12 protein-coding genes and 1 pseudogene are annotated in these 14,144 nt (G+C 64.5%); 2 read left to right on the top strand and 11 right to left on the bottom strand.

The genetic code is table 11. The features are described 5' to 3' along the window. Nucleotides 1-6 precede the first annotated feature (6 nt). Complete coding sequence (locus tag H7R73_RS21750; protein ID WP_041211964.1) at nt 7-294, top strand: DUF3630 family protein; 288 nt, start codon at nt 7-9, stop codon at nt 292-294. Between the two features lie 144 nt (nt 295-438). Next, a complete protein-coding gene (locus H7R73_RS21745) occupies nt 439-1,113 on the top strand; it encodes a 7-cyano-7-deazaguanine/7-aminomethyl-7-deazaguanine transporter (RefSeq protein ID WP_010676046.1) in 675 nt (224 codons plus the stop codon). A gap of 271 nt (nt 1,114-1,384) precedes the next feature. Here H7R73_RS21745 and rraA read toward each other — a convergent pair whose 3' ends face one another. The 11 genes and pseudogenes from rraA to hlyD all read right to left on the bottom strand — a co-directional run bounded on the left by rraA (nt 1,385) and on the right by hlyD (nt 14,140). Further along, nucleotides 1,385-1,870: a ribonuclease E activity regulator RraA gene (rraA, locus tag H7R73_RS21740; RefSeq protein WP_103260953.1), complete on the bottom strand. Its 486-nt coding sequence runs from the start codon at nt 1,868-1,870 to the stop codon at nt 1,385-1,387. A gap of 154 nt (nt 1,871-2,024) precedes the next feature. Beyond that, nucleotides 2,025-3,449, bottom strand: coding sequence for a magnesium transporter (mgtE, locus tag H7R73_RS21735; RefSeq protein ID WP_167826166.1), 1,425 nt, complete (start codon nt 3,447-3,449; stop codon nt 2,025-2,027). A gap of 132 nt (nt 3,450-3,581) precedes the next feature. Next, the gene (cysG, locus tag H7R73_RS21730) at nt 3,582-4,988 is read right to left on the bottom strand and encodes a siroheme synthase CysG (protein WP_103260951.1); all 1,407 of its coding nucleotides are present in this window, start codon (nt 4,986-4,988) and stop codon (nt 3,582-3,584) included. 12 nt (nt 4,989-5,000) lie between these two features. Further along, a complete protein-coding gene (nirC, locus tag H7R73_RS21725; RefSeq protein ID WP_103260950.1) occupies nt 5,001-5,813 on the bottom strand; it encodes a nitrite transporter NirC in 813 nt (270 codons plus the stop codon). A 136-nt stretch (nt 5,814-5,949) separates the two neighbouring features. Continuing rightward, nucleotides 5,950-6,267, bottom strand: a complete 318-nt coding sequence (gene nirD / locus H7R73_RS21720; protein WP_039039697.1) for a nitrite reductase small subunit NirD — start codon at nt 6,265-6,267, stop codon at nt 5,950-5,952. Between the two features lie 35 nt (nt 6,268-6,302). Then, nucleotides 6,303-6,374 (bottom strand): annotated as a pseudogene (nirD, locus tag H7R73_RS24100) (nitrite reductase small subunit NirD); the annotation flags it as partial. After that, complete coding sequence (gene nirB / locus H7R73_RS21715) at nt 6,374-8,920, bottom strand: nitrite reductase large subunit NirB (protein WP_182951411.1); 2,547 nt, start codon at nt 8,918-8,920, stop codon at nt 6,374-6,376. The gene nirB and the pseudogene nirD (H7R73_RS24100), both read right to left, overlap by 1 nt. 296 nt (nt 8,921-9,216) lie before the next feature. Further along, nucleotides 9,217-10,305, bottom strand: coding sequence for an ABC transporter permease (locus H7R73_RS21710; RefSeq protein ID WP_103260948.1), 1,089 nt, complete (start codon nt 10,303-10,305; stop codon nt 9,217-9,219). A 3-nt stretch (nt 10,306-10,308) separates the two neighbouring features. Beyond that, the gene (locus H7R73_RS21705) at nt 10,309-11,418 is read right to left on the bottom strand and encodes an ABC transporter permease (RefSeq protein ID WP_103260947.1); all 1,110 of its coding nucleotides are present in this window, start codon (nt 11,416-11,418) and stop codon (nt 10,309-10,311) included. Then, on the bottom strand, nt 11,415-13,175 hold the full coding sequence (locus H7R73_RS21700; RefSeq protein ID WP_103260946.1) for an ATP-binding cassette domain-containing protein: 1,761 nt from the start codon (nt 13,173-13,175) through the stop codon (nt 11,415-11,417). The genes H7R73_RS21705 and H7R73_RS21700 overlap by 4 nt, the downstream gene beginning before the upstream one ends. Continuing rightward, a complete protein-coding gene (hlyD, locus tag H7R73_RS21695) occupies nt 13,172-14,140 on the bottom strand; it encodes a secretion protein HlyD (RefSeq protein WP_103260945.1) in 969 nt (322 codons plus the stop codon). The genes H7R73_RS21700 and hlyD overlap by 4 nt, the downstream gene beginning before the upstream one ends. Nucleotides 14,141-14,144: the final 4 nt, after the last annotated feature.

Here is a 14,144-nt window from a genome sequence, read left to right as displayed (position 1 = left end):
CCGCAGATGAACTGGCGTATCACGCAGACAGACAGGGAAGCCGGGGTGGTGATGCTGACCTGCCCGGGCCTTGACTGGGACAGCTTCCCGACTCTGGCCGAGGCCCTGTTGCAGGAGTGGGAGCTGGCGGCACTCGAGCGGGAGTGGGGGGCGGATCGCCACAGCTGGCTGCTGGAGTTTGAAGGCAGCCGCTTTCGGCTCGAGTACGAACATTACAGTGGCTGCTGGCTGGCGGCGGTGCAGCCGGACGACGCGGAGGCGCTGCTCTGGCTGGCTCGGCAGTCCCGGGAGTGAGCTTGGCGTGCGATGCGAGTCAATCCCTTGAGATAACCGCATAAAGATTGAACTATCAATTTTGGGGCGTATAATCTCGCCCCTTGATTATCGCCATGGTGGCGATATGGGTTCCCTAACCCCATTAACCAAAAAGGTCACAATATGAACCTGACTCCGGCTCAGTACCAGACGGCACTGATGCGTCTCTCATTGTTCCACATCCTGATCATTGCCAGCAGCAACTACCTGGTGCAGCTGCCGATCACCATCTTTGGCTTCCACACCACCTGGGGTGCCTTCAGCTTCCCGTTCATTTTCCTGGCCACCGATCTGACGGTGCGGATCTTCGGCGCAGGCCTGGCGCGCAAGATCATCCAGACCGTGATGCTGCCGGCATTGACCGTGTCCTACGTGCTCTCGGTGCTCTTCTTCGAAGGGAGCTTCCAGGGGGTGGGCAATCTGGCAGAGTTCAATCTCTTTGTTGCCCGGATCGCGTTAGCCAGCTTTATGGCCTATCTGGTGGGCCAGTTCATGGATGTGGTGGTGTTCAACCGCCTGCGCCTGCTGAAAGCCTGGTGGGTGGCACCGGCGGCCTCCACCCTGTTCGGCAATCTGGTGGATACCATCGCCTTCTTCAGCATCGCCTTCTGGCGCAGCACGGATCCCTTTATGGCCGAGCACTGGGTCGAGATCGCGACCGTAGATTACGTATTCAAGCTGCTGATAAGTCTGGGGTTGTTTGTGCCGCTTTACGGTGTGCTGCTGCGCTATCTCAGCCGCAAGCTGGTGGGGGAGGCCGGATTGGCTGGCCTGCAAGCTGCTACGCGACAAGCCTGATGAGATTGACCACCCCCATGGGTGGTCAATTTTTTTGCGATCTTCGCAAATAAGGCTTGCACAGTTAAATGAGAATGATTATTGTTACCTTGTTTTCCGGGAAAGACTTCATTTGTTCCAACGTGATGGACTTCTTGTGAAGGCACGACATTGCTCACATTGCTTCCAGTTAAGGGGCCAGTAGTTTACTGGCCCTCTTTTTTGGCGTCTTTTCCGCCATCAGCGGGCATAAAAAATGGGAGCCAGGGCTCCCATTTTCACTCAGCGCTGTTTACTCGATGTCGAGGGCATCGGGGGAGAGGATCACCCCTGTGGTATCGGCATAGAGGTGGTCATCCGGCAGGAAAGTGACGCCGCCGAAGTTGACCGGCAGATCGGTTTCCCCGATATCCTTGCTGTCGGCGCCCACCGGAATGGCCGCCAGGGCCTGAATGCCGATGTCGAGATCTTCCAGGATATCGACCTCACGGACGCAACCGTAGCAGACGATCCCTTCCCACTCATTTTCCGCCGCCGTGGTGGCGATCTCGCTGTCGATCAGGGCACGCCGCATGGAGCCGCCACCGTCGATCAACAGCACGCGACCAACGCCGTTCTCCTTGACCAGTTCACGGATCAGGCCGTTTGATTCGAAACATTTGACTGTGGTGATGACGCCGCCGAAAGAGGCGCGGCCGCCGAAGGAGCAGAGCATGGGGTCGAGCACATCCACCATGTCCTGATAGATGTCACACAGTTCTGAAGTGTTGTATTCCATTGTGTCAGATCCACCGCTGGAAACAGGTGGATCCAGTATAAGGAGTGGGGTTGGCATTTCAACGACTATTCCTTGCCCAGTGGCGGGAAATGCCGTTTTTGCGCGAAAGCGGCCCCGCGTCATGGCAGGAGCCGCAGACGGTCAGCCTCGGGCCCTAGAGCAGGAACAGGGTCGCCAGCCCCAGGAAGATGAAGAAGCCGCCGGTGTCGGTGATGGCGGTGATCATCACGCTGGCCCCCACCGCCGGGTCGCGCCCTAGCCGACTCATGGTCATGGGGATGATGACCCCCATCAGGGCCGCCACCAGCAGGTTGAGGATCATGGCGAGCGTCATCACGCCCCCCAGCGCCGCATCCTGATAGAGCAGGAAGGTGGCGATGCCCATGATGCCGCCCCACACCAGGCCGTTGATCAGGGCCACCCCCAGCTCGCGCCACAGCAGGAAGGAGACGTTGCCTGTCTGGATATGCTGCAGCGCCAGCGCCCGCACTATCATGGTGATGGTCTGGTTGCCGGTGTTGCCGCCGATCCCGGCGACGATGGGCATCAGGGCCGCCAGCGCCACCAGCTGGGAGATGGTGTGCTCGAACAGGCCGATCACCCGCGATGCCACGAAGGCGGTGCAGAGATTGATGGCGAGCCAGGCCCAGCGGGTCTTGACCGCCTTGGAGACGGGGGCGAACACATCTTCTTCCTCGCTTATCCCCCCCATGCGGCGCAGGTCGGTGTCGCTCTCCTCATAGACCAGGTCCACCACCTCGGCGACGGTGAGCCGTCCCATCAGCTTGCCCCTGGCATCCACCACGGCGGCGGAGACCAGGTCGTCCCGCTCGAAGGTGCGGGCGGCGGCCTCGTCGTTGTCTTCCGGATCGAAGGTGACCGGATCCTTCTCCATCGCGTCGCTCACCAGGGTTTCGGGCTTGTGCAGCAGCACGACGGTGAGGGGCAGCTCCCCCTGCAGCCGGTTGCGCCGATCGGTGACGAACAGCTTGTCGGTGTTCTCGGGGATCTGGCCGCGCAGGCGCAGATAGCGCTGGACGGTGGCCAGGGTCACGTCGGGCCGCACCGTGATGAGCTCGAAGTCCATCATGGCGCCGACCGTGTGCTTGCCGTAGCGGATCACCTCCCGCACCTTGTCCCTGTCCACCGGCGCCATGGAGGTGAGCAGCCGCCCCATCAGGTTGCGGGGCAGGTGCTGGCCCAGGTAAATCTGGTCGTCGATGTCGAGGGTGCTCAGGGCGTGCAGCAGCTCCTTGTCGCTCATGCCGCTGATGAGGCTGTCCCACACCGTCTCCGACGCTTCCACCAGGATCTGGCCGTGCTTGTCTGCATCCACCTGCTGCCACAGCACGTGGCGCTCGTCCGGCGGCAGGGACTCCAGCGCATCGGCGATATCGGCGGCGGGCAGGCTGTTGACCAGCCGGGTCAGCTCGCTGGTCTGGTCCCGAAGCGCTGCGTCCTGCTCCCCTTGCGGGTCGAGCAGGCTCTCGGTGAGGGCGTCATCGGCCAGCAGCAGCGTGAGGATGCGGGCTCTGTCGTGTTCACGCTGTTTGGCGCTGTTCTTGGGGGGGAGGGACATGAAGCAGAATTCCTGAATTCGGTGATCCGGCGGACAGTCCCCATAGGATACCAGACTCAAAACAAGAGGTTATGACTGTAAATGCAGAAAAAGAAACGCCACCCGAGGGTGGCGTTGGAATGGATGCCGCGATCAGGCCGAGGCCAGGGCCGCGTTGGCGGTGCATCCTTGCCCGAACCAGGCAAGCTGGTCGGCCAGGGTCACCACAGATCCCACCATGATGAGGGCCGGGCTCTCGACGCCCACCGCCAGCGCGGGCAACTGATCGAGGGTACCGCGAATGACCCGCTGGCTTGGCTGGGTGCCTCGCTCGATCAGCGCCACCGGGGTGTCGCCCGCCTTGCCGTGGGCCAGCAGCTGCTCGCGGATGGTGGCACAGGAGGAGAGCCCCATATAGAAGACCAGCGTTTGCCGATCTTTGGCCAGCAGCGGCCAGTCGAGATCCTGAGCGCCACCCTTGCCGTGGGCGGTGACGAAACGCACGCTCTGGGCGTGATCGCGGTGAGTCAGCGGAATACCGGCGTAGGCCGCGCAGCCGCTGGCCGCGGTGATCCCCGGCACCACCTGAAAACCGATGCCGCTGCCGACCAGCGTCTCCAGCTCCTCGCCGCCACGGCCGAAGATAAAGGGGTCACCCCCCTTCAGCCGCACCACCCGCTGGCCCTTCTTCGCCTCCTCCAGCAACAGCTGGTTGATCCCCTCCTGCGGCACGCAGTGGTTGCCCGCCTGCTTGCCGACGAAGATGCGTTTGGCGTCGCGGCGCACCAGCGCCATCACCTCGTGCGAGACCAGCCGGTCATAGACCACCACGTCGGCCTGCTGCATCTGGCGCAGGGCGTGCAGGGTGAGCAGACCTGGATCGCCGGGGCCAGCTCCCACCAGTACCACCTCGCCACCGGTCTGGCTTTCGTCGGCAAACAGATTGTCGGCCAGCTGATTGGCTGAGGCGCTATCACCCCGTGCCAGTGCCTGCCCGAGCCGATCCGTCCCGAGCAGCCGTTCCCAGAAGCGGCGCCGCTCGCCCATGGTGGCGAAGCGGGCCTTGACCCGCTCCCGCAGGCTGCCGGCGAAGGTCGCCACGGCGCCCAGATGTTGCGGCAGCAGGGCCTCGAGTTTTTCCCGCAGCAAGCGGGCCAGCACCGGCGCCTTGCCACCGGAGGAGATGGCCACCATCAGCGGCGAGCGGTCGATGATCGACGGCATGATGAAGCTGGAGCGCTTGGGGTCATCCACCACGTTGGCAAAGATCCGCGCCTGATTGGCGCTCTGGTAGACCAGGGCGTTCACCTCGCGCCGATCGGTGGCGGCCACCACCAGCCACTTGCCCGTCAGTTGCGGCGGCGCGAATTCACCGGCCAGCCACTCGATGCTGCCGTTGGCAGCCAGTTCCGCCAGCTCGGGGTCGAGCTCGGGCGCGACCACGGTGAGCTGGGCACCGGCATCCAGCAGCAGGCGCGCCTTGCGCTCCGCCACCTCGCCGCCGCCGACCAGCAGCACGGGTTTGTTGTCGAGTCGGCAAAAGATGGGCAAGTAGTCCATGAGGCCTCCTGATCAGGCGGTTTGGGTCTGGCTGGCAGTGGTGGTGGTCTCGCTCACCGCGACCGGGCGCTCAGCCTTGGGGGTGGCATACCAGTAGCCGAGGCCCATGAAGAGGGCGCCGGAGACGGTGTTGCCCAGGGTCACCCACAGCAGGTTGTGGCCGATGCCGCCCAGGGTGTAGGCCTCGGAATGGGCACCGAACCAGGAGAGGGCGAACAGGGTCATGTTGGCGATGGAGTGCTCGTAGCCGGAGGCGATAAAGGCCAGCAGGCACCACCAGATGGCGATGAACTTGGCGGCACCCTCGGTGCGCAGCGCCATCCAGATGGCGAGGCAGACCAGCCAGTTGCACAGCACGCCCTTCATGAGCAGGGTCAGCGCCGGTGCCTGGGTCTTGGCCAGCGCGACCTTGTGGGCCAGGCTGCCCGCGTCCGGCAGCAGGCTGCCGCCGTAGGAGTAGATGAGCGCCACCACGACGGAGCCAATCAGGTTGCCGGCCCAGGTCTGCGGCAGGATGCGCAGCAGGTCGGCCATGGTGATCTTGCCCGTTTTCACCCCGAAGGTGAGGAACATGGTGTGGCCGGTAAACAGCTCGGAGCCGGCGATGATGACGAGCGTCAGGGCAATACCGAAGGTGGCCCCCATCACCAGCGGCCGGATGGCGGGATCCACCAGATTGCCCAGGGTGAAGATAAGGATGATGCCGAGGCCCACATAGGCCCCCGCCATGGCGGAGCTGAGCCAGAAGCCAAGCTTGTCGCTGCGCTCGAAGCGGTTGATGCGGGCCGCGTTGGCGGCGCACTTGTTGATGGTTTCGGTATACATCTTTGTTTCCTTCAAGAGGGCCGCCCGCGGGCAGCCCTGACTGTTTTTTAACCCCCTCCCTGCCTCCCCCTTGTCAAGGGGGAGGAGCTTTTTGCTCCCTCACCTGTGAAGGGGAGGGCCGGGGTGGGGTCTGGTGTTAGACGGCGACCCAGACCTGCTGGTCGCGCACTTCAACGGGATAGCTCTGCACCGACATCGCAGGGTTGTCGAAACAGTGGCCATCGCTCAGGCGAAAGCGCTGCTTCTTGAGCGGGCTGGCCACCCAGAGTTCGCCGTCGTGTTCGCAGATCAGGCCCCGCGACAGCACATTGGCGGCGAAGAAGGGATCCCGGTTGTCGATGGCGAACACCTCGGCGGCTGCGCTCGGGCGGAACAGAGCGATCTGACGACCCTCGATCAGAGCACAGACGCCGGTGCCAGGCAGGATGTCGTTGAGTTGGCAGGCGAATTTCATGATTGAACCTCCACATCGAGCGGAACAGGCATATTCTGGCGCCCCTCGAGCAGGGCGCAGACACCGGTTCCCGGCAGGATATCGTTGAGTTGGCAGGCGAATTTCATCATTTGGTCTCCACCTCGATCTGGTAGACAGGGATGCGCTCGGCCGGAGTGGCGGGTCTGTGCTGGTCGCGCTCGGCGACGAACTGGACGTCCGGATCGCGCTTGTCGCTGTTGATGAAGTGGCTGAAGCGCTGCAACGCTTCCTCTTCGTTGAGGGTGCGCGACCATTCGCACTCGTAGCTGTCGATGAGGGTCTGGATATCGCGCTCCAGCGTGTCGGCCAGCCCCAGCTTGTCATCGACGATCACTTCGCGCAGGTAGTCGACGCCCCCTTCCAGATTGCCGAGCCAGACCGAGGTGCGCTGCAGTTTGTCGGCGCTGGTGACGTAGAACATCATGAAGCGGTCGATCAGCTTGATCAGGGTCTCGCGGTCGAGGTCAGACGCCAGCAGGTCGGCGTGGCGCGGCTTCATGCCGCCGTTGCCGCCCACATAGAGGTTCCAGCCAGCATCGGTGGCGATGATGCCGACGTCCTTGCCCTGGGCTTCCGCACATTCGCGGGTACAGCCGGAGACGCCGAACTTCATCTTGTGCGGGGTGCGAATGCCCTTGTAGCGGTTCTCGAGGAAGACCCCGAGGCCAACGCTGTCCTGCACGCCGAAGCGGCACCAGGTGCTGCCGACGCAGGTTTTGGCCATGCGCAGTGCCTTGGCGTAGGCCTGACCGGTCTCGAAACCCGCCGCCAGCAGCTTGCGCCAGATGGCGGGCAGATCATCCTTCTGGGCCCCGAACAGACCGATACGCTGGGCACCGGTGATCTTGGTGTAGAGCTGGTAGTCGCGGGCCACTTCGGCCACCGCCAGCAGCCCTTCCGGGGTCACCTCACCACCGGCCATGCGCGGGATGACGGAGTAGCTGCCGTCTTTTTGCATGTTGCCGAGGAAGATGTCGTTGGTGTCCTGCAGCGGGATGTTGCGCGGGCTCAGCACATGCTCGTTCCAGCAGGATGCGAGGATGGAGCCGACGGTCGGTTTGCACACCTCGCAGCCATAGCCGTGACCATGCTTGGCCAGCAGCTCGTCGAAGCTCTTGATCCCTTCCACCTTGACCAGATGGAACAGCTCCTGACGGGAGTGGGGGAAGTGGGCGCAGAGGTGGTTGTTGACCTCTATGCCCTGCTTCACCAATTCGGCGTTGAGCACCTGGCTGATGAGGGGCACGCAGCCGCCGCAGCCGGTACCGGCCTTGGTGTGCTGCTTGATGGCGGCCAGGGTGGTGTGGCCCTCGGCCACCGCCTTGGCGATGTCACCCTTGGAGACGTCGAAGCAGGAGCAGATCTGGGCGCTCTCAGGCAGGGCATCCACCCCCAGGGTCGGTTTGGCCCCGGCGTAGGCGGGCAGGATCAGGGTGTCCGGGTGGCTCGGCAGCGGCAGGGCATTGAGCATCATCTGCAGCAGGTTGCCGTAATCTTCCACGTCACCCACCAGCACGGCGCCGAGCAATCGGCTGTTGTCTTCGCTCACCACTATCTTCTTGTAGACGCCGGCCTGATCGTCCTGAAACACATAGCTGTGGCTGCCCGGGGTGCGGCCGTGGGCATCACCGATGGAGCCGACGGAGACGCCGAGCAGCTTGAGCTTGGCGCTCATGTCTGCCCCCTCAAAACGGCTGTCGCCGCCGAGCAGATGGTCGACGGTGATCTGGGCCATCTTGTAGCCCGGTGCCACCAGCCCGAAGAAGCGGCCCTGCCAGGCGGCGCACTCGCCGATGGCATAGATGTCGGGGTCGGAGGTGAGGCAGTGATCGTCGATGACGATGCCGCCACGGTCGGCGATGGCGAGATCACCGTAACGGCCCAGGGTATCTTGCGGGCGAATGCCGGTGGAGAAGACCACCACATCCACTTCCAGCTGGCTGCCGTCGGCAAAGGCGAGGCGGTGTTTCGCCTGCTCGCCGCCATGCATCAGGATCTCGCTGGTGCTCTTGCTGGTGTGTACCTGCACGCCCATGGATTCAATCTTACGGCGCAACAGCTGGCCGCCCTGACCGTCGAGCTGCTCGGCCATCAGCACAGGAGCAAACTCCACCACGTGGGTTTCGAGACCCAGCGCCTTGAGGGCGCCGGCGGCTTCGAGGCCAAGCAGACCGCCCCCGATCACCACCCCGCTCTTGCCGCTCTTGGCGGCGCTGCGGATGGCTTTCAGATCCTCGATGGTGCGATAGACGAAGCACTCGTGGTGCTGACTGCCCGCAATGGGCGGCACCCAGGGGTAGGAGCCGGTGGCCAGCACCAGCTTGTCGTACTCGACCACTGTGCCCTTGTTGGAATGCACTTCGCGGTTGGCCCTGTCGATTTTTTTCACCGCTTCGCCGAGCAGCAGGCGGATGCCGTGCTTGTCGTAGAAGCCGGGTTTGACGAGGGAGAGATCTTCGCTGGTGTGATGGGTGAAGTAGGAGGAGAGATGGACGCGATCGTAGGCGGGACGGGGTTCTGCACCGAAGACGGTGATCTCGTAGCGGCCCGGATCGGCCCGCTCGATCAGCTCTTCGATGAAGCGGTGCCCCACCATGCCGTTGCCCACAACGACCAGTCTGACTTTGCTCATAGTTGCCTCAAGTTTGGAGTAATAAAACATCATTCTGGGGCTAGGCTACCCAGTCGGCAGAGGTGGGCGATTGATGCAAATCAAGTGTCTATTTATATATCTCCTTAGGGGTAATTCGAGAAAATTCAGTACTATGCAAAAATAGGTATACCAGTTAATGATTTCTGCGTTAGCTCGGGGTGAGGGATGGTGGAGGGTAAGCCCGGTTTACCAACTGCCGGGGAGTGAAAACTTATGTCGGAAAAAGGCCGGTCTCGCACTGGGCGAGACCGGCATCAGCTGATCAAGGCGGCACGTCAGGCGATATGGCGGCGGAACATGGCGAGCGCCAGCGACAGGGTGACGCCGGCGATGGCGAGCAGCGGCCAGAGCAGGGGCCAGGCGGCCGACCAGTCGAACCCCTTGAGGAAGACCCCCTTGAGCAGCACGATGAAGTGGGTGAGGGGGTCGATGGATGCCAGCCACTGGAACACCTGCGGCATGTTCTCCACCGGCGAGATGTAGCCCGAGAGGATCACCGCCGGGACGGTGAAGGAGAAGACCCCGAGAAAGGCCTGCTGCTGGGTCGAGCAGAACGAGGAGATGAAGAGCCCGATCCCGGCCAGTGCCAGCCCGTAGCAGACCATGCCCGCCATCAGCAGGCTGAGGCTGCCGGCAAAGGGGAGGTGAAAGACAAAACGGGCGGCCAGCGCGACTATGCATCCTTGCCCCACCGCCACCATGATGCCGGGCACCGCCTTGCCCGCCATGATCCAGCCCGCGGTGAGGGGCGAGACCAGCAGCTGATCAAAGGTGCCCTCTTCCCGCTCCCGCGCCACCGAGAGGGCGGTGACGATAAGACAGCCGGTGGTGGTGATGATGGCCACCAGCGCCGGCAGGATATGCCAGTGGAACTCGACGTTGGGGTTGTAGAGGTTACGTACCGCCAGCTCGGGTTGCCCCTTGCCCTCACTTTGCCAGCGGGCGATCACCTGACTGATGTAGCCCGCCGCCACCTGACCACCGTTGGAGCGGCGGCCATCGATAATCAGCTGCACCTTGGCCGGTTCGCCCCGCGCCAATCGGCGCGAAAAATCCCCCGGAATAATCAGCCCGAGCAGTGCCTGTTGCCCGGTGATGGCCGCGGTCATGCCCGCCTCGCCTTGCACCGGGATGATGGTGGTGAAGGCGGGCATATGGGTGAGGCGCTCCAGCAGCTCGCGGCTCTGGGCACCGCCATCCTGGTTGTAGATGGCCAGCGTGTTGCCGGTCACCTCCAGAGTGGCGGCGAACGGGAAGAGGGCGGTTTGCAGCAGCACCGGCATGATGAGCAGAAAGCGCCCCTGAGTATTGCCCATCAGGGCCTGCAGCTCTTTTCGGATCAGCCACCAGAGTCGGATCAGCATGGGTTACTCCAGGGTGCGCCGCGTCTTGCGGGCGGTCAGGGCTAGCCAGAAACCCGCCAGCAGCAGCAGACAGAAACCGTTGACCAGCAGGATCGAGAAGACGCTGCCCGCCTGATAGAGGGTCTGCAGGGAGCTCGCGAAGTAGCGGGCCGGAATGAGGTGGGTGATGGCCCGAAGCCAAGGCGGCATGCTGGCGATCTCGAACACGAAGCCCGACAGCATCACGGCGGGCAAAAAGGCGGCGATCAGCGCCGCCTGCGCGGCATTGAACTGGCTGCGCATCACGGTAGAGAGGAACAGCCCGAGCCCGAGGGCGCTGCCGAGAAAGACGCTGGTGACCAGAAAGAGCAGCAGCAGGGAGCCGCGCCACGGCACCGCCATCACCGCCACCGAGAAGAGCAGGCAGAGCAGCATGGCGATGATGCCAAGGCCATAGTAGGGCAGCAGCTTGGAGAGCAGCAGCTCCCCCTTGGTGACCGGGGTGGCGAGCAGCGCCTCCATGGTGCCGCGCTCCCACTCCCGCGCCACCACCAGCGAGGTGAGCAGGGCCCCAATGATGGTCATTACCACCGCAATGGAGCCCGGCACCAGAAAGTTGCGGCTCACCAGCGCCGGGTTGAACCAGGCGCGGCTCTCTATCGACACGGGCATGGCGACCCCTTCGCCCGCGAGCCACCCCTGCCAGATCCCCTGCACATAGTTGGTGACGAAGTTGGCGGTGTTGGGCTCGGAGCCGTCGGTCAGCAGCAGCGCCTGCGGCGTGCCATTGTCCTGACCGGCCAGCGCGCGGGAGAAGCCGTCATCGATCACCAGCAGGCCGCGGATCTCGCCACGGGCCAGACTGGCGAGCAGGGACTCCTTGCTCGGCCCGCTGTGGATCTCCAGCGCGGTAGAGCCGCGCAAGGCCTGCTCCAGCCGTACCGCCGGGGCGCCGCTGTCGGTGCGCCAGATGCCGAGGCGCAGATGGTCCACATCCAGATTGATGGCGTAACCCATCACCACCAGCAGTACCACCGGCATGATGAAGGCAATGAGGATGCTGCTCGGGTCACGGACGATTTGCAGCGTCTCCTTGCGGCAGAGGGCCAGCAGTCGCCGACGGTTGATGCTCATGCGTCCTCCTCGCTGGCCCGCTCGACCAGGGTGATAAAGGCCTCTTCCATTGTTGGCAAAGAACAGGTCGGCAAGGAACCGGTTGGCAAAGAGGTCGCCGCCTCTTTGGCGGCCAGCCCCTTGAGATCGTCCGGGGTGCCGAGCGCCAGCAGCTTGCCGCGATAGATGAGGGCGATGCGGTCGCAATACTCCGCCTCATCCATAAAGTGGGTGGTGACCAGCACGGTGACGCCGTGGTCGGCCAGCGCGTTGATGTGCGACCAGAACTCGCGCCGGGTTACCGGATCGACCCCGGAGGTGGGCTCGTCGAGGAACAGCAGCGGCGGCTCGTGCAGCAGGGCGCAGGCCAGCGATAAGCGCTGGCGCAGGCCGAGCGGCAGGGATTCCGCCTTCTGATCGAGCCAGGGGGCGAGGGCAAAAGCGGTCACCATGGCGTCGATCCGCGTCTGCTGGTGGCGGCCGAACAGGCCGTAGATACCGGCGAAGAAGGAGAGGTTCTGGGCCACGGTGAGCTGCTTGTAGAGGGAGAACTTCTGCGCCATGTAGCCGAGGCGCTGGCGCGCCGCCGAGGGGCTGTGGGCCAGATCGATGCCGGTCACCAGCGCCTGTCCCTCGCTCGGGCGCAGCAGGCCGCACTCCATCTTGAAGGTGGTGGACTTGCCCGCCCCGTTGGGGCCGAGCAGGCCGAAGATCTCGCCGCGGCGCACCGCAAAGCTGACGTCATCGGTGGCGGCAAAATCGCCGAACCGCTTGGTGAGGTGGCGCGCCTCGATCACCGCCTCGGGGGAGACCCCCTGCGGCAGTTCGGCTTCCCGCATCCCGGCTGCCAGACTCGACTCTCCGCCGGGGCCGCCGCCGAGCAGGTCGATAAAGGCATCCTCCAGCCGCGGCTGGGCCGGTTGAAAAGCGCCGTTGGCCAGCTGCAGCGGCGGGGGCGTCATGCCCGGGTGCAGCAGCAGGCGAACCCGCTCCCCCGCCACTGCGCCATCCATCACCGCCGGGTGAGCCAGTGCCCGGCGCAGCAGGGCGCGCCGCTCGCGGCCATCCAGTTGCCCCGCCTCCAGCAGCCAGCAGCGGCTGGCCATGGCCCCCATCAGATCGGCCGGCGTGCCGCTGGTGCGCACCTCGCCATCCGCCATCAGCAGCACGTGGTCGCACAGCTCCGCCTCGTCGAGATAGGCGGTACTCCAGAGCACCGTCATTCCCCCCTTGGCCAGCTCGCGCACCATCTGCCAGAGGGCGCGGCGGGAGATGGGATCGACCCCGACCCCGGGTTCGTCGAGCAGCAGCACATCCGGGGTGCCGAGCAGGGCGCAGGCCAGCCCGAGTTTCTGCTTCATCCCGCCAGAGAGCTTGCCTGCCGGTCGTGCGGTGAAGCGCGCGAGATCGGTGAAGGCGAGCAGCCTCGCGAAGGTGGGCGTGCGTTCGGGCTCCAGTACGCCGCGCAAGTCAGCGTAGAGGGTGAGGTTCTCCAGCACGCTGAGATCCTCGTAGAGGCCGAACTGCTGGGGCATGTAGCCGAGGCGCTGACGCAGCAGATCCCCCTCGCTCACCGGGTCCAGCCCCAGCACCCGGATGGTGCCTGCTTCCGGGATCAGCAGACCGGCCAGCAGGCGCAGCAAAGTGCTCTTGCCCGCGCCGTCGGGGCCGACCAGCCCGGTGATGCCACCGGTCGGAATGGTGGCCGAGATGGCGTTGAGGGCGACCCGCTCGCCAAAGCGTTTGGTGAGCCCCTCAAGGGAGATGGCGCTGTTCATGGAGCCAGCCTGACGGTGACCGGCATCCCTTGGCGCAGGGCCGGGTCGGGATCCTGCACCACGATACGTAGCCGGTAGACGAGGTGAGTGCGCAGGTCCGGCGTCTCCACCGATTTCGGGGTGAACTCGGCGGTGGGCGAGACAAAGCCCACCACCCCGTGATAGGGCTGGTCCGGCCGCGAGTCGGTGGTTAGGGTCACCTTGGCGCCGCTCGGGAAGTGGCCGAGCCAGGGCTCCTCCACATAGGCGCGCACCCAGACCGGCGCGGTCAGGGAGAGGTTGAAGGCGGTCGCTCCGCTCTGCACCATGCTGCCGTTCTCGATGGCGCGGCTGATGATGATGCCGTCGCTGGGGGCGGTCAGGCTGGCATCGGCCAGCGCCAGCTCGGCACTGGCGAGCGCCGCTTTGGCCCCTTCCAGCTGGGCATCGGACTGGGCAATTTCCTCCGGGCGGTAGCCGGTTTCGAGCTGGGCGAGCTGTTCGCGTGCCGAGCGTACCTGCGCCTGGGTCTGATCCCGCTGGGAGCGGGCAGTATCGAGCTGACCGCGGGAGATGGCGCCGGTGGCCGCCAATGCGCTCTGGCGGCGCCACTGCTGGTCGGCTTCCAGTGCAGCGGCGTCTGCGGCGGCAAGTGCGGCCCGGGCGCGGTCGGTCTCTTCGCTGCGATAGCCTTTGTGGATCAAGGTGTTGGCGGCAGTGAGCGCGGCCAGATTGGCGCGGGCGCTGTCGCGGCTGTGGGTGAGGGGGGCCGGATCCAGGCGGGCCAGCAGTTGACCCGCTTTCACGCTATCCCCCTCATCGACCAGCACCTGATCGACGCGTCCGCCGACCCGAAAGGCCAGATTGACGTCGCGAATATCGACGTTGCCGTACAGGATGGAGCCGTCGGCCGGGCGCCCCTGCCACCAGAGGTAGCCACCGATAACGGTTAGCAGCAGGGCCACGATTGCAATGCGTTGTTTCATGCTG

Origin of the sequence: Aeromonas sp. WP2-W18-CRE-05, from assembly GCF_014168615.1 — a bacterium.
Taxonomy (GTDB): Bacteria; Pseudomonadota; Gammaproteobacteria; order Enterobacterales; family Aeromonadaceae; genus Aeromonas; species Aeromonas caviae.
This window is presented reverse-complemented; position numbering and strand designations above follow the sequence as displayed.

Coding starts and splice junctions, on each gene's coding strand:
- H7R73_RS21705 (WP_103260947.1), bottom strand. CDS start 11,418: ATGAGCATCAACCGTCGGCGACTGCTGGCCCTCTGCCGCAAGGAGACG.
- rraA (WP_103260953.1), bottom strand. CDS start 1,870: ATGGAATACAACACTTCAGAACTGTGTGACATCTATCAGGACATGGTG.
- H7R73_RS21750 (WP_041211964.1), top strand. CDS start 7: ATGAACTGGCGTATCACGCAGACAGACAGGGAAGCCGGGGTGGTGATG.
- nirB (WP_182951411.1), bottom strand. CDS start 8,920: ATGAGCAAAGTCAGACTGGTCGTTGTGGGCAACGGCATGGTGGGGCAC.
- cysG (WP_103260951.1), bottom strand. CDS start 4,988: ATGGACTACTTGCCCATCTTTTGCCGACTCGACAACAAACCCGTGCTG.
- mgtE (WP_167826166.1), bottom strand. CDS start 3,449: ATGTCCCTCCCCCCCAAGAACAGCGCCAAACAGCGTGAACACGACAGA.
- H7R73_RS21710 (WP_103260948.1), bottom strand. CDS start 10,305: ATGCTGATCCGACTCTGGTGGCTGATCCGAAAAGAGCTGCAGGCCCTG.
- hlyD (WP_103260945.1), bottom strand. CDS start 14,140: ATGAAACAACGCATTGCAATCGTGGCCCTGCTGCTAACCGTTATCGGT.
- H7R73_RS21745 (WP_010676046.1), top strand. CDS start 439: ATGAACCTGACTCCGGCTCAGTACCAGACGGCACTGATGCGTCTCTCA.
- nirD (WP_039039697.1), bottom strand. CDS start 6,267: ATGAAATTCGCCTGCCAACTCAACGACATCCTGCCTGGCACCGGCGTC.
- H7R73_RS21700 (WP_103260946.1), bottom strand. CDS start 13,175: ATGAACAGCGCCATCTCCCTTGAGGGGCTCACCAAACGCTTTGGCGAG.
- nirC (WP_103260950.1), bottom strand. CDS start 5,813: ATGTATACCGAAACCATCAACAAGTGCGCCGCCAACGCGGCCCGCATC.